The sequence below is a fragment of the Rhodococcus sp. USK10 genome, assembly GCF_019378875.1.
Lineage (GTDB): Bacteria > Actinomycetota > Actinomycetes > Mycobacteriales > Mycobacteriaceae > Rhodococcus_F > Rhodococcus_F pseudokoreensis.
Genome location: NZ_CP076048.1, coordinates 940,268 through 962,500, shown reverse-complemented (window position 1 = coordinate 962,500; position 22,233 = coordinate 940,268). Strand labels below are relative to the sequence as shown.

Here is a 22,233-nt window from a genome sequence, read left to right as displayed (position 1 = left end):
GTTACCCGCACCTGAATATATAGGGTGTGTGGAGGGAACGTGGGGAAGTGAAACATCTCAGTACCCACAGGAAGAGAAAACAATAGTGATTCCGTGAGTAGTGGCGAGCGAAAGCGGAAGAGGCTAAACCATGGATGTGTGATAGCCGGCAGGTGTTGCATTCGTGGGGTTGTGGGGTTCATCTTGTCAATGCTGCCGTGTTGGCCGACAGTAAGAAATCATTGTGTTAGTGGAAGTGGTCTGGAACGGCCTGTCGTAGAGGGTGAGAATCCCGTACACGAAAACATGATGACTGTCGTGATGGAAACCCAAGTAGCACCGGGCCCGTGAAATCTGGTGTGAATCTGTCGGGACCACCCGATAAGCCTGAATACTCCCTGGTGACCGATAGCGGACTAGTACCGTGAGGGAAAGGTGAAAAGTACCCCGGGAGGGGAGTGAAATAGTACCTGAAACCGTGCGCTTACAATCCGTCAAAGCCTTTGCACACTTCGGTGTGGGGGGTGATGGCGTGCCTTTTGAAGAATGAGCCTGCGAGTTAGTGGCATGTCGCGAGGTTAACCCGTGTGGGGTAGCCGTAGCGAAAGCGAGTCCGAATAGGGCGTCCGTAGTGGCATGTTCTAGACCCGAAGCGGAGTGATCTACCCATGGCCAGGTTGAAGCGACGGTAAGACGTCGTGGAGGACCGAACCCACTTAGGTTGAAAACTGAGGGGATGAGCTGTGGGTAGGGGTGAAAGGCCAATCAAACTCCGTGATAGCTGGTTCTCCCCGAAATGCATTTAGGTGCAGCGTCGCGTGTTTCTCACCGGAGGTAGAGCTACTGGATGGTCTAGGGGGCCCACAAGCTTACCGAAATCAGCCAAACTCCGAATGCCGGTGAGTGAGAGCGCGGCAGTGAGACTGCGGGCGATAAGGTTCGTAGTCGAGAGGGAAACAGCCCAGATCGCCAGCTAAGGTCCCTAAGCGTGTACTAAGTGGAAAAGGATGTGGGGTCGCGAAGACAACCAGGAGGTTGGCTTAGAAGCAGCCACCCTTGAAAGAGTGCGTAATAGCTCACTGGTCAAGTGATCCTGCGCCGACAATGTAGCGGGGCTCAAGTACACCACCGAAGCTGCGGCACTCACACAATGCACCCCTTGATTCTGCGGAGTCTTGGGCAGTGGTGTGGGTGGGTAGGGGAGCGTCGTGTGGCCATGGAAGCGGCGGGGTGACCCAGCCGTGGAGGCCACACGAGTGAGAATGCAGGCATGAGTAGCGAAAGACGAGTGAGAAACTCGTCCGCCGAATGACCAAGGGTTCCTGGGCCAGGTTAATCCGCCCAGGGTGAGTCGGGACCTAAGACGAGGCCGACAGGCGTAGCCGATGGACAACGGGTTGATATTCCCGTACCCGTGTGAACGCGCCCCTGGTGAATCAGTGATACTAACCATCCTGAAGCGTCCTTACGTCCCTTCGGGGGCCCTGGATGTGGATGCATGGGACCTGATCTGGTAGTAGCCAAGCGATGGGGTGACGCAGGAAGGTAGCTGAGCCAGTCAGTGGTAATACTGGTGTAAGCCTGTAGGGCGAACGGTAGGCAAATCCGCCGTTCACACAGCCTGAGAGGTGACGCATAGCCGAATGAGGCGAATTCAGTGATCCTATGCTGCCGAGAAAAGCCTCTAGCGAGCTTTCACACGGCCCGTACCCCAAACCGACACAGGTGGTCAGGTAGAGAATACTAAGGCGATCGAGATAACTATGGTTAAGGAACTCGGCAAAATGCCCCCGTAACTTCGGGAGAAGGGGGGCCTCGTCCGGTGATGGAACTTGCTTCCTGAGCTGGGTGGGGCCGCAGAGACCAGTGAGAAGCGACTGTTTACTAAAAACACAGGTCCGTGCGAAGTCGTAAGACGATGTATACGGACTGACGCCTGCCCGGTGCTGGAAGGTTAAGAGGACCGGTTAGCCACTTGTGGCGAAGCTGAGAATTTAAGCCCCAGTAAACGGCGGTGGTAACTATAACCATCCTAAGGTAGCGAAATTCCTTGTCGGGTAAGTTCCGACCTGCACGAATGGCGTAACGACTTCTCAGCTGTCTCAACCATAGACTCGGCGAAATTGCATTACGAGTAAAGATGCTCGTTACGCGCGGCAGGACGAAAAGACCCCGGGACCTTCACTACAGCTTGGTATTGGTGTTCGGTTCGGTTTGTGTAGGATAGGTGGGAGACTGTGAAGCGCTCACGCCAGTGAGTGTGGAGTCGTTGTTGAAATACCACTCTGATCGTATTGGACCTCTAACCTCGGACCATGATCTGGTTCAGGGACAGTGCCTGGTGGGTAGTTTAACTGGGGCGGTTGCCTCCCAAAATGTAACGGAGGCGCCCAAAGGTTCCCTCAGCCTGGTTGGCAATCAGGTGTCGAGTGCAAGTGCACAAGGGAGCTTGACTGTGAGACTGACAGGTCGAGCAGGGACGAAAGTCGGGACTAGTGATCCGGCACCGGCAAGTGGAAGCGGTGTCGCTCAACGGATAAAAGGTACCCCGGGGATAACAGGCTGATCTTCCCCAAGAGTCCATATCGACGGGATGGTTTGGCACCTCGATGTCGGCTCGTCGCATCCTGGGGCTGGAGTAGGTCCCAAGGGTTGGGCTGTTCGCCCATTAAAGCGGCACGCGAGCTGGGTTTAGAACGTCGTGAGACAGTTCGGTCTCTATCCGCCGCGCGCGTTAGAAACTTGAGGAAGGCTGTCCCTAGTACGAGAGGACCGGGACGGACGAACCTCTGGTGTGCCAGTTGTTCCACCAGGAGCACCGCTGGTTAGCTACGTTCGGAAGGGATAACCGCTGAAAGCATCTAAGCGGGAAGCCTGTTCCAAGATGAGGTTTCTCACCCCTCGAGGGGTAAGGCCCCGGCAGACCACCGGGTTGATAGGCCAGAACTGGAAGCCCGGTAACGGGTGCAGGTGACTGGTACTAATAGGCCGAGGACTTACCACAAAGAAGCTACGCGTCCACTGTGCAGTATCTGAAACAACACACACGTTTCGGAACTGAAGAAGAAGAACCACCACCACCATCGGTCCAACGATGTGTGGGTTGTGTCTTCGCTGATGTTCCGTGTGACAGTTTCATAGAGTTACGGCGGCCATAGCGGAGGGGAAACGCCCGGTCCCATTCCGAACCCGGAAGCTAAGCCCTCCAGCGCCGATGGTACTGCACCCGACAGGGTGTGGGAGAGTAGGACACCGCCGAACATCCGTTACCGAAAGGGGACCCAATATACTGGGTCCCCTTTCGTGGTTTGTGTGAAAGGAATGACTGTGTCGGAGAGTGACGACGGACGTCGGTCCTTCCGCGGAGGCGGTGCCTCCCACAACGATCGAGGCGGTGCCTCCCACAACGATCGTGGCGGTGCCTCCGGTGCTAACCGTGGCGGCGCCGGCGGTTCGGGTCGTGGTGGCTCGTCCGGTGGTCCCCGTCGCGATTCGCGCGACAACCGTGGCGGCGCAGGGGGCGATCGTCGCGGTGGCGGACCCCGTCGCGGCGGTGAGGGAGGCTTCGCGCCTCGCGGACGTGAAGGTGACCGTCCGCAGCGGCAGCAGGCCCGTCCGGACGAACCGGATCTGCCCGAGAACGTCGAGGCAGGCGAACTCGATCCGGCCGTCCGCCGAGACCTGCTGAGCTTGGACAAAACGAACGCGAACACGGTTGCGCGTCACCTGGTGATGGCCGGCAAGCTCGTCGACGACGATCCGCGCCTCGCACTCGCACATGCCCGGGCCGCGCGTCAGCGTGCGGGTCGCATTGCCATCGTCCGTGAGGCCGCGGGTATCACCGCGTACCACGCCGGCGAATGGGCGGAGGCGTTGTCGGAGTTGCGCGCTGCTCGTCGCATGGCGGGCGGTCCCGGACTGCTCGCGGTGATGGCGGACTGCGAGCGTGGACTCGGTCGCCCGGAGCGTGCGATCGAACTCGGACGAAGCGAGGAAGCCGCTGCACTCTCGGGTGACGAGGCTGCCGAGCTGCGCATGGTGGTCGCTGGAGCGCGCATGGACCTCGGACAATTCGATCAGGCCGTCGTCACGCTGCAGACTCCCGATCTCGATGCCGCGCGGACCGGTCCCGGTGCCGCTCGCCTGTTCTACGCGTACGCGGATGCCCTGGTTGCGGCCGGTCGTATCGAGGATGGACTCAAGTGGTTCCTCAACTCCGCTGCGGCGGATCTCGAGGGTGACACCGACGCGGAGGAGCGTGTGGCCGAGCTGACCGGAGACGATCAGTGACGACCCTGCGGGCGAATTACGACGCACTGCTGCTCGACCTGGACGGGACCCTGTACCAGGGTCCGCAGGAAATCCCCGGTGCGCGTGAGGCTTTGGCGGCCGGGACACAGTCCTGCTACTACGTGACCAACAACGCCAGTCGCAGTCCCGGCGACGTCGCGGAACACCTGACCGAACTCGGTTTCGACGCCGACGAGTCGACGGTGGTGACGAGTTCGCAGTCCGCGGCAAGGCTGCTCGCGGAGAACGTCGCACCCGACTCACCGGTGCTCGTCGTGGGCACGGAAGCGCTCGCCGACGAGGTCCGGAACGTCGGACTGCGTCCGGTGCGTTCGTTCGAGGATGCACCCGCTGCTGTCGTACAGGGACATTCGCCGACCACGGACTGGGCGATCCTCGCCGAGGCGACCCTTGCGATCCGTGCGGGTGCCGTCTGGGTGGCGGCGAACCTGGACTCGACCCTCCCCACCGAGCGTGGCCTCGTCCTCGGCAACGGTTCGATGGTCGCGGCCCTGCGCGCGGCGACGTCCCGCGAACCACTCGTGGCGGGCAAGCCAGCCGCGCCTCTGATGGAAGATGCGATGCGCCGCAGCGGTTGTGTGCGGCCCCTTGTCATCGGCGACAGGCTGGACACCGACATCGAAGGCGCCAGCAACGTCGGTCTCGACTCGCTGCTGGTGCTCACCGGAGTGAGCACTGCGATCGACGTGCTGCGTGCCGTCCCGGAGCAGCGCCCCACGTACCTGGCATCCGAACTGGACGCGCTCAACCAGCCCGCCGACGAGTCGCTCGTCGGGGAGGACAGCCGGTGGTCCGTCGAGTTCGACGGCACCGATCTGGTGATCGAACCAGCCGCGGATTCGGCCGAACCGGTGGATTCGGCTGCGTTGCTGCGGGCCGTGGCCGTCGGTGCATGGAAATTCCCCGACTTCGCGCGGATCACGTCGACGACGCCCGCGGTGAGCGCGGTCGTGTCCGGCTGGGGTGTCTGAACCCCTGCCGGACCCGCGTTGTTCGTCACGCGATTCGCTGTATGCGTATCGGAACGCGATGGACTAGCGTTGTGCCCGATGAGCACGCCAATACCGCGCCCGGGAGCCCATCTACCTGGGCCTCCTCAGAGTGTCGACCCCGAGAAGATCCACACGGAGGTCGACGGATTGTTGTCGCGGCTCGGAGCCGTCGAACCTGATCCCGACGACGAGCACGGCGTCGGGGTCATCCCACGCAAGGCCCACCTTCTCGAGAAGGCGCACGACGTGCTGGTGGAGGCCCTGGCCACCGTGGACAAGATCTGACGTGGCCCGTCGAGCACGGGTGGATGCCGAACTCGTTCGGCGGGGGCTGGCCCGGTCCCGAGAACATGCGCAAGAACTCATCGCCTCCGGCCGAGTGCTGATCTCGGGTGCGGCAGCGACCAAACCGGCCACCGCCATCGAAGCGGGAACGCCGCTGCGGGTGGTCGAGGTCGACAACGAAGTGTCCTGGGCATCCCGCGGCGCGCATAAACTCCTCGGTGCGCTCGAGGCGTTCGGCCCCCGCGGACTCGAAGTCGACGGCAAGCGTTGCCTCGACGCCGGCGCATCGACCGGCGGCTTCACCGACGTGCTCCTGCACCACGGCGCGCGGGAGGTCGTGGCGGTGGACGTCGGATACGGCCAGTTGGTGTGGCGGCTGCAGTCCGACGACCGCGTCCACGTCGTGGACCGCACCAACGTGCGATCCATCGATGCCGAACAGATCGGCGGCCATGTCGAACTGGTGGTCGCGGACCTGTCGTTCATCTCCCTGAAGCTCGTGCTCCCGGCGTTCGTCGCCTGCGTGGCCGCTGGCGCAGATCTGATACCGATGGTGAAGCCGCAGTTCGAGGTCGGCAAGGATCACGTGGGCTCCGGTGGGGTGGTGCGTGACCCGGAGTTGCGTGTCGCCGCGGTACTGGACGTCGCGGAGACGGCGGCGTCGCTGGGACTGCGTACCGTCGGTGCGGTGGCCAGTCCGCTGCCAGGACCGTCGGGAAACGTCGAATACTTCCTGTGGCTCCGCGCGGATGTCACACCCGGGACGGATGATGTACCGGTCGAGTCGGTAGAAGAGTTGATCCGCACCGCGGTGCAGGAGGGACCACAGTGAGCGGGGGAAGCAGCGGCGCCCAGCAACGCGAGCGGGAGATCCTGCTCGTGGCGCACCCGGGTCGCGCCGAGATCACGGAGACCGCGCGACGCGTCGGCAAGATCTTCGAGCGGGCCGGGATCGGACTGCGTGTGCTCGTCGACGAGGTCGACAGCACCCGCATCGAACCGATGGACGGCATGGCGGCCGACGAATTCCTGGTTCCCGGGCTGGAAGTCACCATCGTGCAGGCGGGCCCCGACGCCGCCCTCGGGTGCGAGATGGTGCTCGTCCTCGGCGGGGACGGCACCTTCCTCCGGGCGGCGGAACTCGCCCAGGCCGCATCCATTCCGGTCCTCGGCATCAACCTGGGCCGGATCGGGTTCCTCGCGGAAACGGAGGCCGAGCACCTCGACGAGGCGCTCGGCCAGGTGGTGCGCCGGGAATACCGCATCGAACACCGCATGACGCTGGACGTGCTGGTCCGTGTCGACGACGAGATCATCGAACGAGGCTGGGCGCTCAACGAGGCGAGCATCGAGAACCGGTCCCGGCTCGGTGTGCTCGAGGTGGTGCTCGAGGTGGACGGGCGGCCGGTGTCGGCGTTCGGCTGCGACGGCGTCCTCATCTCCACACCCACCGGATCGACGGCATACGCGTTCTCCGCGGGCGGCCCCGTGGTGTGGCCGGAGCTCGAGGCGCTGCTGGTGGTCCCGAGCAACGCGCACGCATTGTTCGCGCGCCCCCTCGTGACGAGCCCGGAATCGCTGATCGCGGTGGAGACGGTGGCAGGCAGCCATGACGGCCTGGTGTTCTGCGACGGTCGCCGGACCCTCGAATTGCCCGCGGGCGCCCGCGTCGAAGTGGTGCGTGGCAAGGAACCCGTTCGTTGGGTACGACTGGATTCGGCGCCGTTCGCGGACCGGATGGTGCGAAAGTTCGAGCTGCCCGTCACCGGGTGGCGAGGAAGGAAGCCCTAGACGTGCTGGCAGAGATCAGGATCGACAACCTCGGTGTGATCTCCGAGGCATCGGCGCAATTCCACGAAGGTTTGACGGTGCTCACCGGCGAGACCGGCGCGGGCAAGACGATGGTCGTGACGAGCCTGCACCTGCTCAGCGGTGCGCGGGCAGACGCGGGCCGGGTGCGCCTCGGTGCGCCGCGCGCCGTCGTCGAGGGCCGGTTCATGACGGACGAGGGCTCGGAGCACGTCGAACGCGCCGTGTCCCGGCTGCTCGAATCGACCGGGGCGGAGCGGGACGAGGACGGCACCATCATCGCGGTCCGCACCGTCGGCAGCGACGGTCGGTCCCGCGCCCACCTGGGTGGTCGCAGCGTTCCGGCAGGTGTGCTGTCCGAGTTCACCGATCCGCTGCTCACCGTGCACGGGCAGAACGATCAGCTGCGGTTGCTTCGCCCGGACCAGCAGTGCGCCGCGCTCGACCGATTCGCGGACAAGGCGGTCGGGCCGCTGGTCGCGCGGTACCGCAAGCACCGCGACGAGTGGATGACCGCGCGATCCGAACTGATCGAAAGGACCGGTCGTACCCGGGAACTCGCGCAGGAAGCCGACCAACTGACGTTCGCCCTCAACGAGATCGACGGCGTCGCCCCGACCCCGGGCGAGGACGAGTCGATCGTGTCGGAGGTGCGCAGGCTCAGCGAACTCGACTCGCTGCGGTCGGCGGCGGAGGAAGCACACGCTGCGCTCGCCGGCGGCGACGACATGGACGGCGACGGTGTGGCCGCGCCGGCGCTGGACCTGCTGTCCGAGGCTCGGGCTCGGATCGAATCGGCCACCGACCCCGAACTCGACGGGCTCGGACCCCGCCTCGCCGACGCGATCGCGGTGGTCACCGACGTCTCCGCCGACCTCACCACGTACCTCGCCGGGCTGCCGGCGGACCCCGGGGCGCTGGACTCCCTGCTGTCCCGGCAGGCGGAGCTGAAGAACCTCATCCGCAAGTACGCTGCCGATGTCGACGGCGTCCTGGAATGGGCCGACAACGCCCGTGCGCGGCTCGAGAAGATCGACGTCTCCTCCGATGCGCTGGCCGCCCTGACGAAGCAGGTGGAGGAGTCGGCGGCGTCGACGGCGGAGGCCGCGTCGAAACTGACCGCGGCCCGCGTCAAGGCCGCGACCAAGCTCGCCAAGGCTGTCAGCGCCGAACTCGCGGGTCTGGCAATGGGCCGGGCGGCGCTCGAGGTGACGGTCCGGCCCCGGATCGCCGGACCACAGGACACGGCCCCGCTCACGGTTGACGGTACCGAACTGCACGCGGGATCGTCCGGCGTCGACGAAGTGGAGTTCCGGCTGTCGGCGCACAGCGGCGCGCAGTCGCTGCCGATCAGCAAGAGCGCGTCCGGCGGTGAACTCTCGCGCGTGATGCTCGCCCTCGAGGTGGTGCTCGCCGGGTCCGACTCCGGTGCGACGATGGTGTTCGACGAGGTCGACGCCGGCGTCGGCGGACGGGCCGCGGTCGAGATCGGCCGACGACTGGCCCGGCTGGCCCGCACGCACCAGGTCATCGTCGTCACGCACCTGCCGCAGGTTGCGGCGTTCGCGGACACCCACCTGGTGGTCGACAAGGTCGACGACGAGGACGGCGTCGTCAGCAGTGGCGTGCACACACTCACCGACGACGAACGGGTCGTGGAACTGGCCCGGATGCTCGCCGGCCTCGACGACACGGAGACCGGCCGTGCCCACGCGGAGGAGCTGCTGGCGACTGCCAACGCCGAGCGTTCCGCCTGACCCGGCCCGGCGAGCTTTCGACCGCCGTGGTAATGGTGTGACTGATGTGGTAAACGGTTCGGCGCGCCTCCACAGGTCGGTCCTGCTTCCGGTCCATCATCGAATTCATGAAGATGCCGGCACTGCTGTCACGTAACACCGAAACTTTGCCTGGGGTCAGCGGCATCGCCAGGGTGGATCGCAACACGGCCAAGTTGCTGCGCCGCGTCGGACCCGGTGACATCGTCGTTCTCGACGAGCTCGACCTCGATCGCGGAACCGCGGACGCCCTGGTGAAGGCCGGCGTTCTCGCTGTGATCAACGCGTCGCCCTCGATCTCGGGGCGGTATCCCAACCTCGGCCCGGAGGTGATCGTCGCCAACGGGATCCTCCTGGTGGATTCGGCGGGCGCCGAGGTCTTCAAGAGCATCAAGGACGGCAGCAAGGTCCGGGTGAACGGGGGAGGTGTCTACTCCGGGGAACGGCGCATCGCGAAGGGCGACGAACAGACCGAGGCGGAGATCTCCGACCGGATGATCGAGGCGAAGACCGGACTGGTCGACCACCTCGAGGCATTCTCCGGCAACACCATCGAGTTCATCCGCACCGAGAGCCCGTTGCTGATCGACGGGGTCGGGGTCCCCGACGTCGACGTCGACATGAAGGACCGGCACGTCGTCATCGTGTCCGACGGCCCGGACCACGCGTCCGACCTGAAGAACCTCAAGCCGTTCATCAAGGAGTACTCACCGATCCTCATCGGCGTCGGGGCAGGCGCCGACGTGCTGAAGTCGGCGGGCTATCGCCCGGACCTCATCGTCGGCGACCCCGAGGACATCACGAGCGCGACGTTGAAGTCGGGCGCCGAGGTGGTCCTGCCCGCCGACCAGGACGGCCACGCACCCGGTCTGTCGCGCATCCAGGACCTCGGGATCGGAGCGATGACGTTCCCCGCGTCCGGGTCCCCGTCCGACCTGGCCCTGCTACTGGCCGACCACCACGGCGCGTCGCTGATCGTCACGGTCGGGAGCACCGTCTCCCTCGACGAGTTCTTCGACCGCGGCCGCCGCGACAGCAACCCGTCGGCGTTCATGACTCGCCTGAAGGTCGGGCCGAAACTGGTGGACGCGAAGGCCGTGGCGACCCTGTACCGCAGCCGGGTGTCGGGCGGCGCGATCGCGCTGCTCGTCCTCGCCGCTCTCGTGGCCGTGATCGTGGCCCTGGTCGTGTCCAACGTCGGCGGTGAAGCACTCGACTGGGCAGTCGCGACATGGAACAGCTTCGCGTTGTGGGTCCAGGGGTTCTTCAAGTGATTTCTTTGCGTCAACATGCCATTTCCATAGCGGCGATCTTTCTGGCTCTGGCAATCGGCGTGGTCATGGGCTCCGGCCTGTTGTCGAGCGGTCTCGTATCGGGGCTGCGCGACGACAAGGCCGACCTGCAGACCGACATGGAGAACGCGACCGAACGCAACAACCAACTGACCGAGCAGCTGAACTCGGCCGACGGCTTCGATTCCGCGGTGGGCGGCCGCGTGGTCGCAGGCTCGCTCGCGCAGCGCACCGTGATGGTCGTGACGACCCCCGATGCTGACCCCGCCGACCTCGACGGGGTCAACCGGATGATCGCGCAAGCCGGCGGTTCGGTGACCGGGCGGGTGTCGTTGACCGACTCGTTCGTCGACGCCACGGGCGGCGACCGGTTGCGGACGGTCGTCAACAATGTGATCCCCGCGGGCGTCACGTTGAAGACCGGGGCCGTCGACCAGGGCAGCCTCGCCGGTGACCTGCTGGGCTCGGTCCTCATGCTCGGCAAGGAGACGGGTCAGCCGCAGAGTTCCGCCCAGGAGATGGCGCTTGCCCTCGAGACCCTTCGTGGCGCCGGATTCGTCAGCTACGACGACGGGGCCGTCCAGCCTGCGCAGGTCGCGGTGGTGCTGACCGGCGACCGGGACGTCGAGGACGGCGTCAGCGGCAACCGCGGTGCGGTCGTGGCCCGGTTCGCGGGCGCGCTGGACTCGCGCGGCGCCGGTGCGGTGCTCGCCGGACGTCCGGCTTCCGCCCAGGGCAACGGCGCCGTCGCCGTGGCACGGGCCGACGCCGCCCTCTCGGCGGCCCTCACGACGATCGACAACATCGACCGGGAAGCGGGCAAGATCACCGTTCCGCTCGCACTGCAGGAGCAACTGAACGGCGGCGCAGGCCGGTACGGCACGGGACCCGGCACCACCGGAGTCACCGTGGGGGCCACCCCGGCGTAGCGCGCGTCACATCGGGGCGGGCAATCCCGGCGCGTTGTTTCCGGGACGTCCGCCGAGGTGTTACCGTGAAGTCCCGTGGGTCGGCAGGCCCCAGCATTGCTCGAACAGACCAAGCCCTGCACAGTCGTCACGGGAGCCCCTTTGCCACAGTCACGCACTCATTCGCGTACCGCCACCAAGCACATCTTCGTGAGCGGCGGCGTCGCCTCCTCACTCGGCAAGGGCCTCACAGCCTCGAGCCTCGGGCAATTGCTGACCGCGCGGGGAATGCGCGTGACCATGCAGAAACTGGATCCGTACCTCAACGTCGATCCGGGCACGATGAACCCCTTCCAGCACGGTGAGGTCTTCGTCACCGAGGACGGTGCCGAGACCGACCTCGACGTCGGCCACTACGAGCGCTTCCTCGACCGCGACCTGTCCGGTCAGGCGAATGTGACCACCGGGCAAGTGTATTCGACGGTCATCGCAAAGGAGCGGCGCGGCGAATACCTCGGCGACACCGTCCAGGTCATTCCGCACATCACGGACGAGATCAAGAGCCGCATCCTCGCGATGAGCGGGCCGGATCTGCAGGGGCACCGCCCCGACGTCGTCATCACGGAGATCGGCGGCACCGTGGGCGACATCGAGTCGCAGCCGTTCCTCGAGGCCGCCCGTCAGGTGCGCCACGACGTCGGCCGGGACAACGTCTTCTTCCTCCACGTCTCCCTGGTCCCGTACCTGGCGCCGTCGGGTGAGCTCAAGACGAAGCCCACCCAGCACTCGGTTGCCGCACTGCGGAACATCGGTATCCAGCCCGACGCGCTGATCCTGCGCTGCGACCGCGAGGTTCCCCCGGCGCTGAAAAACAAGATCGCGCTCATGTGCGACGTCGACGTCGACGGCTGCATCTCGACCCCCGACGCGCCGTCGATCTACGACATCCCGAAGGTGCTGCACAGCGAGGGCCTCGACGCGTACGTCGTCCGCCAGCTGGGACTGCCGTTCCGCGACGTGGACTGGACCGTGTGGGGAAACCTGCTCGAGCGTGTCCACCAGCCGCGCGAGACCGTGCGGATCGCCCTCGTCGGGAAATACGTCGACCTGCCGGACGCGTACCTGTCCGTCACCGAGGCGCTGCGTGCCGGCGGGTTCGCGAACCGCTCGAAGGTGGAGATCTCGTGGGTGCCGTCGGACGCGTGTGAGACGGAAGCGGGCGCGCAGGCCGCGCTCGGCGACGTCGACGGCGTGCTGATTCCTGGTGGCTTCGGAATCCGCGGCATCGAGGGCAAGCTCGGCGCGATCCGGTACGCCCGCCACCGGAAGATCCCCCTTCTCGGACTGTGCCTGGGTCTGCAGTGCGTCGTGATCGAGGCCGCGCGCAGCGTGGGTCTGGACGACGCCAACTCCGCCGAGTTCGAGCCCGAGACCACGCACCCTGTGATCTCTACGATGGCCGATCAGGAAGACGTCATCGCCGGCGAGGCCGACCTCGGTGGCACGATGCGCCTCGGCGCGTACCCCGCCGTCCTGGCGAAGGGATCCGTCGTCGCCCGGGCGTACGGCAGCGAAGAGGTGTCCGAACGTCACCGTCACCGCTACGAGGTCAACAACGCGTACCGGGACCGGATCGCCAAGAGCGGACTCCGGTTCAGCGGCACCTCTCCCGACGGTCACCTCGTCGAGTTCGTCGAGTACCCGGCCGACCAGCACCCCTTCTTCGTCGCCACGCAGGCCCACCCTGAGCTGAAGAGCCGTCCGACGCGTCCGCATCCTCTGTTCGCGGCGTTCGTCGACGCGGCGCTGCGGCACAAGCTCGAGGAGCGCCTCCCCGTCGACGTGCACGGTGAGGAGCGTGCGGCCGCCGAGAACGAGATCGCCGATTCCGCCGACCGCGACGAGGTCGCGTCGGTCGACAGCGCAGGATAGGGCGACACAGACCATGCCCGACATCGGCCGGCACGAATTCGAGACTCTCGATTCGCGCGCCGTCTACAGCGGCGCGATCCTCGCGCTGCGCGTGGATCACGTCGCGATGCCGGACGGCAGGACCGCTGAGCGTGAGGTCGTCGAGCACCACGGCGCCGTCGCCGTCGTGGTGCTCGACGACGAAGACCGGGTCGTCCTGATCCACCAGTACCGGCACCCGGTCGGGCGTCGGTTGTGGGAGATCCCGGCGGGCCTGCTGGACGAGCCCGGGGAGGACCCCGTCGACGCCGCCGGACGCGAACTGGCGGAAGAGACCGGCCTCGCGGCCCGGCGCTGGTCCGTCCTGGTGGATGTCGTTCTCTCACCGGGGTTCACGGACGAGTCGGTGCGCGTGTTCCTCGCCGAGGACCTGTACGAGGTGGACCGGCCCGACCCGGAGGACGAGGAAGCCGACCTCGAGATCGAGCGGATTCCGTTCGACGACGTCGTGTCGATGGTGCTGAACGGGACCATCGTCAACGCCACGGCCGCGTCCGGGCTGATGGCGCTCGCCGCCGCCCGGTCCCGGCCGGGCGGTGTCGGCGAACTCCGCGACGTGAGCGCCCCCTGGGTCGATCGTCCCGAGCGGTTCAGCGAGCGGAAGCGCGCACGTGCCGCCGGGGACGAAGCCGCGCGGGCCTGACCGCACACACTCCGCCACTCGTTCGCGACCCACCTGCTCGACGGCGGCGCCGACGTCCGCGTCGTCGAGGAGTTGCTGGGACACGCGTCTGTGACGACCACCAAAATATATACGCTGGTGACAGTGGGTGCGTTGCGCGAAGTGTGGGCGGGAGCGCACCCCCGGGCGCGGTAGCGGAAAGCGTGTCGAGGGGAAAATTCACGGTACGAGGCGGTAGCGTTCGTATAACGATGTGGGATCGGCAGCGATCATCGAGAGAACAGGGGATCATCGGACCGTGGTGACACCGCAGCCGCCAGCGGCGGAGTCAGAGCACTCGCAACCGGAGGGCGACATGTTCGACGTGCGGCAAACTGAAACCGCAGACTTGTTCGAGGACGCTGCCGTGGTGGTGGAGGAGGAACTCGGCCCCACGGGACGGCCGACGCGTGACGTGCCGGAACCCGCCCCGTTGCCCTCGCACGGACCGGCCAAGATCGTCGCGATGTGCAACCAGAAGGGCGGCGTCGGCAAGACGACGTCGACGATCAACCTGGGTGCGTCGCTGGCCGAGTACGGCAGGCGGGTCCTGCTCGTCGACCTCGATCCCCAGGGGGCGCTGTCCGCAGGCCTCGGCGTCGCGCACAACGACCTCGAACTGACCGTCCACAATCTGCTCGTCGAACCGCGCGTCTCGATCGACGACGTCCTGATGCGGACACGTGTCGAGGGCCTCGACCTGTTGCCGAGCAACATCGACCTGTCGGCGGCGGAGATCCAGCTCGTCACCGAGGTGGGGCGGGAGCAGACGCTCGGACGTGTGCTGCATCCCGTGCTCGACCGCTACGACTACGTCCTCATCGACTGCCAGCCGTCCCTCGGTCTGCTCACGGTCAACGCGCTGGCCTGCGCGGACTCGGTGATCATCCCGATGGAGTGCGAGTACTTCAGCCTGCGCGGCCTGGCGCTGCTCAACGACACGGTCGAGAAGGTCCACGACAGGCTCAACCCGCGGCTGGTACTCGCCGGCATCGTCGTGACGATGTTCGACTCGCGGACCCTGCACGCGCGCGAGGTGATGGCCCGCGTGGTGGAGGTGTTCGGGGATCTGGTCTACGACACCGTGATCAACCGGACCGTGCGATTCCCCGAGACCTCCGTCGCCGGGGAACCGATCACCACGTGGGCGCCCAAATCGACCGGCGCCGAGGCGTACCGTGCGCTGGCACGCGAGGTCATCCACCGGTCCGGCCGGTAAGTGGTGGATACGCAAGACATTCCGGCACCACCGCAGACCGAGGGTTCGAACAGCGAGGACCCGCAGGCGCCCGCCGTCAAGCCCGGCTTCCGGGTGACGCTGCGGAACTTCGAGGGTCCGTTCGATCTGCTGCTCACCCTGATCAACCAGCGACAGCTGGACGTGACGGAAGTCGCGTTGCACCAGGTGACGGACGACTTCATCGCCTACATGCGCACGCTCGGCGCGGAGATGGGACTCGACCAGACCACCGAGTTCCTGGTGGTCGCGGCGACGCTGCTCGATCTGAAGGCGGCGCGTCTGCTCCCCGCGGGGCAGGTGGAGGACGCCGAGGACCTCGCGCTCCTCGAAGCACGCGACCTACTGTTCGCCCGGCTGCTGCAGTACCGCGCGTACAAGCAGGTGGCGCAACTGTTCGGTGAGCTCGAGGCGGCTGCGCTGCGCCGATACCCGCGGTCGGCGGCACTGGAGGACCAGTTCACCCAGTTGCTGCCGGAAGTGCTGCTCGGCGTCGACCCGCAGCGGTTCGCGGAAATCGCCGCGACCGTGTTCACACCCCGCCCGAAGCCCACCGTCGGACTCGACCACCTGCACGACATGCACGCGGTGTCGGTTCCCGAACAGGCGGCGCGGATGCTGGAACTGCTCCGCGAACGAGGAGCCGGGGAGTGGGCGAGCTTCGGCGACCTCGTCTCGGAGTGCGAGGTTACCGTCGAAATCGTGGCAAGATTCCTCGCGCTGCTCGAGCTGTACCGCGAGCAGTCGGTGTTGTTCGAACAGCCCGAGCCGCTCGGGGACCTACTGGTGAGCTGGACCGGGGAAGGATCACACGCCCCCGTGACCGAGGAGGATTACGGATGAGTTCGGCCCCGTTCGACGAGCCGGACGAGCCCGGCGCCGTCGACAGAGAACCCGAGCTGTCGGACGCGGAACCCGAGTTGTCGGACGCAGAACCCGAGCTGTCGGACACCGAACTCGCGGCGGTTCTCGAGTCGTTGCTGCTGATCGTCGACTCTCCGGCCGGCGCGGAGCAGCTCGCGTCCGCGACCGGTGCTTCTGTGAATCGCATCACGGAGGCCCTGAACCGCATGTCGGCCGAGCTCACCGCCCGGGAAAGCGGGATGGACCTCCGATATGCCGGTGACGGTTGGCGTCTCTACACCCGCACCGCGTACGCGCCCTACGTGGAACGGCTCCTGCTCGACGGAGCGCGCTCCAAACTGACGAGGGCGGCATTGGAAACTCTGGCCGTGGTGGCATACCGTCAACCGTTGACCCGCGCACGGATCAGTGCGGTGCGCGGCGTCAACGTGGATGGTGTGGTGCGCACACTTCTCGCTCGCGGGTTGATCGCCGAAGCCGGCGTCGACCCCGATACCAACGCCACGCAGTACTCGACGACGGAACTCTTCCTGGAACGGCTCGGCCTGGCGTCTCTGGCCGATCTTCCCGCCTTGGCTCCGTTGTTGCCGGATGTAGACCTGATAGATGACATCAGTGACAGTCTGGAATCTGACCCACGATTTGCGAGAATGAATAAAGCTACGGCTTCCACAGAAGAGTTGGACACCGGGCTGGACACCGAAGACTGACAGGGATAGTACAAAAGTGAAGAAACCCGCTCGCCGAGATGGCACACCGGATCGCAACAACAAGAAGCAGCGCCCCACCAGGTCGGAGACCGGAGGGCGCACCAGGTCGGAGGCCGGAGGGCGTCCGGACAGGGCCGAGGCCGGTCATCGATCAGGCCGGCCCGACGCCGCGAAGGGCAAGCCCGGCAGGCCCGATCCTGCCGCGAAGAACAAGCGCGGCAAGCCCAAGTCGGCCAAGCCGCAGCGCGCGCAGGCCCAGGCCCCCAAGATCAGCAACGCCAAGCCGGCCCGGCACCAGTACGCCGACGCCGATCGGCCCGTCGGCCCGCCGCAGGGCGACGGCATGCGCCTGCAGAAGGTTCTCGCTCAGGCCGGCGTCGCGTCGCGTCGTGCGGCCGAGGAACTGATCTCGCAGGGTCGTGTCGAGGTCGACGGCCGCATCGTCATCGAACAGGGACTGCGCATCGACCCCGAGAACGCGGTGGTGCGCGTGGACGGTGTCCGCGTCGTCGTCCAGAAGGACCTGGTTCACCTCGCCCTCAACAAGCCCCGCGGCTGGCAGTCGACGATGTCGGACGACCTGGGTCGCCCGTGTGTCGGCGACATCGTCTCCGAGCGGGTCGCCGCCGGTCAGCGGTTGTTCCACGTCGGCCGGCTCGACGCCGACACAGAGGGACTGCTGCTGCTCACCAACGACGGTGATCTGGCTCATCGGCTGATGCACCCGTCGTTCGAGGTGTCGAAGACGTACCTGGCGACCGTGTCGGGTGCTCTCGAGCGCGGCGTCGGTAAGAAGCTGAAGGAGGGTGTCGAGCTCGAGGACGGACCGGCGAAGGTCGACACGTTCACGCTCCTCGACATCAACGAGGGCAAGTCGTTGGTCCGGGTCACGCTGCACGAAGGCCGCAAGCACATCGTGCGCCGCCTGTTCGATGCCGTGGGACATCCCGTCATCCGACTGGTCCGGACGGACATCGGCGCGGTCGCTCTCGGCGACCAGCGGCCCGGGACGCTCCGCGTCCTGGGTCGAGGCGAGGTCGGCGGTCTCTACGGGGCGGTGGGCCTGTGAGCGCCTCGTCGCTGGTCGTCGCGATGGACGGCCCGTCCGGAACCGGGAAGTCGAGCGTCTCACGGATGCTGGCGCAGCGCCTCGACGCCCGCTACCTCGACACCGGCGCAATGTACCGCATCGCGACGCTGCATGTGCTGCGCAAGGGCGTGGACCTCACCGATCCCGACGCGATCGCCGACGCGACCGCGGGTCTGCCGTGGTCGATCGGCACCGATCCGGCGGGCGAGCAGGTCCTGCTCGACGGCGAGGACGTGGGGGAGGAGATCCGCGGCGACGCGGTGACCAAGGCCGTCTCGGCCGTCTCCGCCGTTCCCGCGGTGCGTGAACTGCTCGTCGCCGCGCAGCGTCGAATCACGGGCGAGACCGAACGGATCGTCGTCGAGGGCCGGGACATCGGCACCGTCGTGCTTCCCGACGCCGACGTGAAGATCTACCTGACCGCCTCGGCGGAAGCCCGGGCCCAGCGCAGGAATGCGCAGAATCTCGCGGAGGGACGAGGCGACGACTACGCGGCCGTACTGGCCGACGTGCAGCGTCGTGACCACCTCGACTCCACGCGCGCCGTGTCGCCGCTGCGGCCGGCCGACGATTCCGTGCTGGTCGACACCAGCGAACTGGGAATCGACGACGTGATCGGCAGGTTGCTGCTGGTGGTAAGCGACAGAAGTGGAGCAGTGCAGTGACCGAACAATTCACCACCGAGTTCGCCGGCGACGGCACCTGGAGTGAGGAATCCGACTGGGAGGTCCTCGACCTCGAAGACGGCGGTGACGGGGAGGCCCACATCCCGGTTCCGACCCTCGCCGTGGTCGGGCGCCCGAACGTCGGTAAATCGACGCTCGTCAACCGGATCATCGGCCGCCGCGAAGCCGTCGTCGAGGACATTCCCGGTGTGACCCGGGACCGTGTCTCGTACGAGGCGAACTGGAGCGGCCGCCGGTTCATGGTGCAGGACACCGGCGGCTGGGAGCCCGACGCCAAGGGCCTGCAGCAGTCCGTGGCCCGGCAGGCGGAACTGGCGATGCAGACCGCGGACGCGATCCTGCTCGTCGTCGACGCCGTCGTCGGCGCCACCGCGACCGACGAGGCCGTGGCCAAGGTGCTGCGCCGGTCCAAGACGCCGGTTCTGCTGGTCGCCAACAAGGTGGACGACGGCCGCACCGAATCCGAGGTGGCCGCACTCTGGTCGCTCGGGCTCGGACAGCCGCACTCGGTGAGTGCGACGCACGGCCGCGGCACGGGCGATCTCCTCGACGAGGTGCTCGCCGCCCTGCCGGAGACCCCGCGTGAAGGCATCCCCGGCGGCGGACCGCGGCGTGTGGCTCTGGTCGGGAAGCCGAACGTCGGGAAGTCGAGCCTGCTGAACAAGCTGTCGGGCGACGAGCGTTCGGTGGTCCACAACGTCGCCGGCACCACCGTCGACCCGGTCGACTCGATCGTGGAACTCGGCGGCAGGCCGTGGCGTTTCGTCGACACCGCCGGTCTGCGCAAGCGGGTCAGCCACGCCAGCGGCGCCGAGTTCTACGCGTCGCTGCGGACAAAGAGCGCCATCGAGGCCGCCGAGGTCGCGATCCTGCTGATCGACGCGTCCGAGCCGATCTCCGAGCAGGACCTGCGCGTGCTGAGCATGGTCGCCGACGCGGGCCGGGCCCTCGTCATCGCGTTCAACAAGTGGGATCTGGTCGACGAGGACCGGCGACTGCAGCTCGATCGCGAAGTCGATCGGGACCTGGTGCGGGTGCCGTGGGCGCAGCGCGTCAACATCTCGGCGCAGACGGGGCGCGCGGTGCAGAAACTGGTGCCCGCCCTCGACACGGCGCTGGAATCGTGGGACAAGCGCATTCCGACGGGCCGGCTCAACACGTGGCTCAAGGAAGTCGTCGCCGCGACGCCGCCGCCGATGCGCGGTGGCCGGCTGCCTCGCGTGATGTTCGCCACGCAGGCCGGAACGCGTCCGCCGACGTTCGTGCTGTTCACGACCGGGTTCCTCGAGGCAGGCTACCGCCGGTTCCTGGAGCGGCGTCTGCGTGAGGAGTTCAATTTCGACGGCAGTCCCGTCCGCATCTCGGTGCGAGTGCGGGAAAAGCGTGAGCGACGGAGTCGTTGATCCGACAGAATGCGCTCTGACCAGGCGATTAGCGTTACGGACTGCCGCTGATGTAATCTCATCGAGCACCTGAACGAGGGTGTGGACGGGCTGTGGCGCAGCTTGGTAGCGCACTTGACTGGGGGTCAAGTGGTCGCAGGTTCAAATCCTGTCAGCCCGACCAGATGATCAGCGAAGGCGGTTTCCCGGAAACGGGGAGCCGCCTTTTCTGTGTCTCGGGGCCGGTGCTTACGCCGTGACGATGACGGGGTCGCCGACCTTGGCGTTGTCGTAGAACCACTGGGCGTTCTCGGTGCTGAGATTGATGCAGCCGTGGCTGACGTTCTCGAACCCCTGCGAACCCACCGACCACGGTGCGGCGTGCACGAAGATTCCACCCCACGTGATGCGGGTGGCGTATTCGACGTAGAGGCGGTAGCCCTCCTCGTCGTCGATCGGGACACCGTACGTCGACGAGTCCATGATCATGTCGCGGAACTGCTCGATGACGGGGAAGGTCCCGAGCGGTGTCTCGTAGCCGGGTTTGCCCATCGACGCGGGCATGGTTTGCACGACCTGGTCGTTGATGCTGACCGTGAACTGGTGCGTCGTCGTGTTCGCGACGGCGACGAGTGCGTCACCGACCTGGAATTGCGACCTCGCACCCGCCGCCTCGACGGTCACCGCGGTGTGCGCAGGCCAGAAGTGATCTGGGCTCCACTGCAGGGTGCGGTCGTCGATCCAGGAGAACTGCCCGGGCACCGGTGTCGACGGGGTGATCCGGACACCACGCTCGGCGAGTGCGCGATCGGGCACCGGAGACGTGAACCTGACGACGACAGGATGCGCGACGCCGACGACCTGACCGCTCGCGGGGGAGAGTGCCGGCGCGAGGATCTTCCCGGTGACGGCCGGGGGCGCCGCCGACGCGGCGGCGCTCACTCCGCACACGGCGAGTGCCGCGAGTACCGAGACGAGGAACAGACGTCCGACCTGCTGCGATTTCCACATGCCGTCCAGCCCTTCAGAGACTGTGAGCGTCATTTCAGTTAACCACGGCGATATCCGACAGCGGAACCAGGGAAACTTGATGCATTACGCGCATCAGAGGGCCACGGGCGACGCGCCGTCGTCACATCGGCCGCGTTGCGCCGGTCACATAGGTGACAGACGGCGACGGAGGGATGTGACCGATGAACGAGAACGATGTGCTGGCGCAGCAGTTCGAGACGCATCGCCGGCACCTGCGGGCGGTGGCCTACCGGATGCTCGGCTCGCTCACCGAGGCCGAGGACGCGGTGCAGGAATCCTGGCTGCGGCTGAGCCGCACGGACACCGATTCGGTGGAGAACCTGGGCGGCTGGCTGACGACGGTGGTGGCCCGCGTGTGCCTGAACATGCTGCAGTCCCGCAGGTCGCGGCGGGAAGAGCCCCTGGACGTGCAGGTGCCGGATCCGATAGTCACGCTCTCGGACGGCAGCTACCCCGAACAGGAGGCGGTGCTCGCCGATTCGGTGGGTCTTGCACTGCTCGTGGTCCTGGGCACGCTCACCCCGTCGGAGCGGCTGGCGTTCGTGCTGCACGACATGTTCGCCGTGCCGTTCGAGGACATCGCCCCCATAGTCGAGCGATCCCCGGCGGCCGCCCGGCAGCTGGCGAGCCGCGCACGCCGCCGACTGCAGGGAGCACCCGTTCCCGACACCGATCCCGTCCGGCAGCGCGCAGTGGTCGACGCGTTCCTGGCGGCGGCGAGGGGCGGCGACTTCGACGCCCTCGTGGCGGTATTGGATCCGGATGTCGTGCTCCGAGCCGACACGGGCGCGTTGCCCCCGGGCGCCTCCACTATGGTGCGCGGTGCGGAGACGGTCGCGGGCCGTGTGCTCGGGTACGCGCGGCTGGCCCGGTTCGCGCAACCGGCACTCGTCAACGGTGCCGCCGGCGTGGTCGCGATTTCCGAGGGACAGCTGCTGTCCGTCATGGGCGTCACGATCCGGCAGGGGACGATTGTGGAGATCGACATCCTCGCCGACCGCGAGCGCCTCGCCGGGCTCGTCGTCGAGAATCTCGACTGACGGGCCCACCGGGGTCATTCCGCGCGGTGCCCGCCGTCTCCGTGGGCGTTGCCGGTGCGCAGGGCGATCAGCGCTGCGGCGGCAAGGAAGATGCTGCCGGTCAGCAGCGCTCGCTGGAAGCCGGAGGTGAGTGCCTCGGGCACAGGCGAATTCGTTGCGAGCAGGTGCTGGGTTCGGGAGGTGGCGATCGCGGCGAAGATCGCCAGACC

Annotated in this window: 18 protein-coding genes, 1 tRNA gene, 2 rRNA genes and 1 pseudogene (1 of these 22 running past the window's edge); 21 read left to right on the top strand and 1 reads right to left on the bottom strand. The window is 66.6% G+C overall.

Annotated elements, in window-relative coordinates:
- From I1A62_RS11310 to I1A62_RS11215, 20 genes and pseudogenes are all read left to right on the top strand, one after another.
- Positions 1 to 2,983, top strand: a 23S ribosomal RNA gene (locus tag I1A62_RS11310) (it extends 147 nt beyond the left edge of the window).
- A gap of 140 nt (positions 2,984 to 3,123) precedes the next feature.
- Positions 3,124 to 3,240, top strand: a 5S ribosomal RNA gene (gene rrf, locus I1A62_RS11305).
- Positions 3,241 to 3,300: 60 nt separating this feature from the next.
- Positions 3,301 to 4,269: a M48 family metallopeptidase gene (locus tag I1A62_RS11300; RefSeq protein WP_124394302.1), complete on the top strand. Its 969-nt coding sequence runs from the start codon at positions 3,301 to 3,303 to the stop codon at positions 4,267 to 4,269.
- Entirely contained in the window at positions 4,266 to 5,261 is a 996-nt protein-coding gene (locus I1A62_RS11295) for an HAD-IIA family hydrolase (RefSeq protein ID WP_124394303.1), read from the top strand. Before I1A62_RS11300 ends, I1A62_RS11295 begins: the two co-directional genes overlap by 4 nt.
- 78 nt (positions 5,262 to 5,339) lie before the next feature.
- Positions 5,340 to 5,567, top strand: a complete 228-nt coding sequence (locus I1A62_RS11290; protein ID WP_043943807.1) for a hypothetical protein — start codon at positions 5,340 to 5,342, stop codon at positions 5,565 to 5,567.
- 1 nt (position 5,568) lies between these two features.
- Entirely contained in the window at positions 5,569 to 6,399 is an 831-nt protein-coding gene (locus I1A62_RS11285; RefSeq protein ID WP_219458727.1) for a TlyA family RNA methyltransferase, read from the top strand.
- On the top strand, positions 6,396 to 7,358 hold the full coding sequence (locus I1A62_RS11280) for an NAD kinase (RefSeq protein WP_072941897.1): 963 nt from the start codon (positions 6,396 to 6,398) through the stop codon (positions 7,356 to 7,358). Before I1A62_RS11285 ends, I1A62_RS11280 begins: the two co-directional genes overlap by 4 nt.
- Before the next feature lie 2 nt (positions 7,359 to 7,360).
- The gene (recN, locus tag I1A62_RS11275) at positions 7,361 to 9,133 is read left to right on the top strand and encodes a DNA repair protein RecN (protein ID WP_219458726.1); all 1,773 of its coding nucleotides are present in this window, start codon (positions 7,361 to 7,363) and stop codon (positions 9,131 to 9,133) included.
- 107 nt (positions 9,134 to 9,240) lie between these two features.
- Positions 9,241 to 10,425, top strand: coding sequence for a putative cytokinetic ring protein SteA (gene steA, locus I1A62_RS11270; RefSeq protein WP_124394306.1), 1,185 nt, complete (start codon positions 9,241 to 9,243; stop codon positions 10,423 to 10,425).
- Positions 10,422 to 11,372 carry a copper transporter gene (locus I1A62_RS11265; protein WP_087562119.1) on the top strand — a complete coding sequence of 317 codons (951 nt, stop codon included), beginning with the start codon at positions 10,422 to 10,424 and terminating at the stop codon, positions 11,370 to 11,372. Before steA ends, I1A62_RS11265 begins: the two co-directional genes overlap by 4 nt.
- Positions 11,373 to 11,513: 141 nt before the next feature.
- Entirely contained in the window at positions 11,514 to 13,283 is a 1,770-nt protein-coding gene (locus I1A62_RS11260; protein WP_124394308.1) for a CTP synthase, read from the top strand.
- A gap of 13 nt (positions 13,284 to 13,296) precedes the next feature.
- Positions 13,297 to 13,965 carry an NUDIX hydrolase gene (locus I1A62_RS11255; RefSeq protein WP_124394309.1) on the top strand — a complete coding sequence of 223 codons (669 nt, stop codon included), beginning with the start codon at positions 13,297 to 13,299 and terminating at the stop codon, positions 13,963 to 13,965.
- Positions 13,966 to 14,139, top strand: a pseudogene (locus I1A62_RS11250) (tyrosine-type recombinase/integrase); the annotation flags it as partial. It lies immediately after the preceding gene.
- Between the two features lie 58 nt (positions 14,140 to 14,197).
- Complete coding sequence (locus tag I1A62_RS11245) at positions 14,198 to 15,202, top strand: ParA family protein (RefSeq protein ID WP_124394310.1); 1,005 nt, start codon at positions 14,198 to 14,200, stop codon at positions 15,200 to 15,202.
- A complete protein-coding gene (locus tag I1A62_RS11240; RefSeq protein ID WP_124394311.1) occupies positions 15,203 to 16,063 on the top strand; it encodes a ScpA family protein in 861 nt (286 codons plus the stop codon). It abuts the gene before it with no gap.
- Complete coding sequence (scpB, locus tag I1A62_RS11235) at positions 16,060 to 16,794, top strand: SMC-Scp complex subunit ScpB (protein ID WP_124394312.1); 735 nt, start codon at positions 16,060 to 16,062, stop codon at positions 16,792 to 16,794. The genes I1A62_RS11240 and scpB overlap by 4 nt, the downstream gene beginning before the upstream one ends.
- A gap of 16 nt (positions 16,795 to 16,810) precedes the next feature.
- Positions 16,811 to 17,863: a pseudouridine synthase gene (locus I1A62_RS11230; protein ID WP_087562125.1), complete on the top strand. Its 1,053-nt coding sequence runs from the start codon at positions 16,811 to 16,813 to the stop codon at positions 17,861 to 17,863.
- Positions 17,860 to 18,549 (top strand): (d)CMP kinase, encoded by a 690-nt coding sequence (gene cmk, locus I1A62_RS11225; protein WP_219458725.1) that lies wholly within the window; start codon positions 17,860 to 17,862, stop codon positions 18,547 to 18,549. The genes I1A62_RS11230 and cmk overlap by 4 nt, the downstream gene beginning before the upstream one ends.
- The gene (gene der, locus I1A62_RS11220) at positions 18,546 to 19,973 is read left to right on the top strand and encodes a ribosome biogenesis GTPase Der (protein ID WP_087562127.1); all 1,428 of its coding nucleotides are present in this window, start codon (positions 18,546 to 18,548) and stop codon (positions 19,971 to 19,973) included. Before cmk ends, der begins: the two co-directional genes overlap by 4 nt.
- A gap of 86 nt (positions 19,974 to 20,059) precedes the next feature.
- Positions 20,060 to 20,136 (top strand) — tRNA-Pro (locus I1A62_RS11215).
- A gap of 65 nt (positions 20,137 to 20,201) precedes the next feature.
- On the opposite strand, the gene I1A62_RS11210 is transcribed toward I1A62_RS11215, so the two are convergent.
- Positions 20,202 to 20,963, bottom strand: a complete 762-nt coding sequence (locus I1A62_RS11210) for a L,D-transpeptidase family protein (RefSeq protein ID WP_219461178.1) — start codon at positions 20,961 to 20,963, stop codon at positions 20,202 to 20,204.
- Between the two features lie 182 nt (positions 20,964 to 21,145).
- Between I1A62_RS11210 and I1A62_RS11205 the strand changes: the two genes are divergently transcribed.
- Positions 21,146 to 22,024, top strand: coding sequence for a sigma-70 family RNA polymerase sigma factor (locus I1A62_RS11205; protein ID WP_124394314.1), 879 nt, complete (start codon positions 21,146 to 21,148; stop codon positions 22,022 to 22,024).
- Positions 22,025 to 22,233 lie beyond the last annotated feature (209 nt).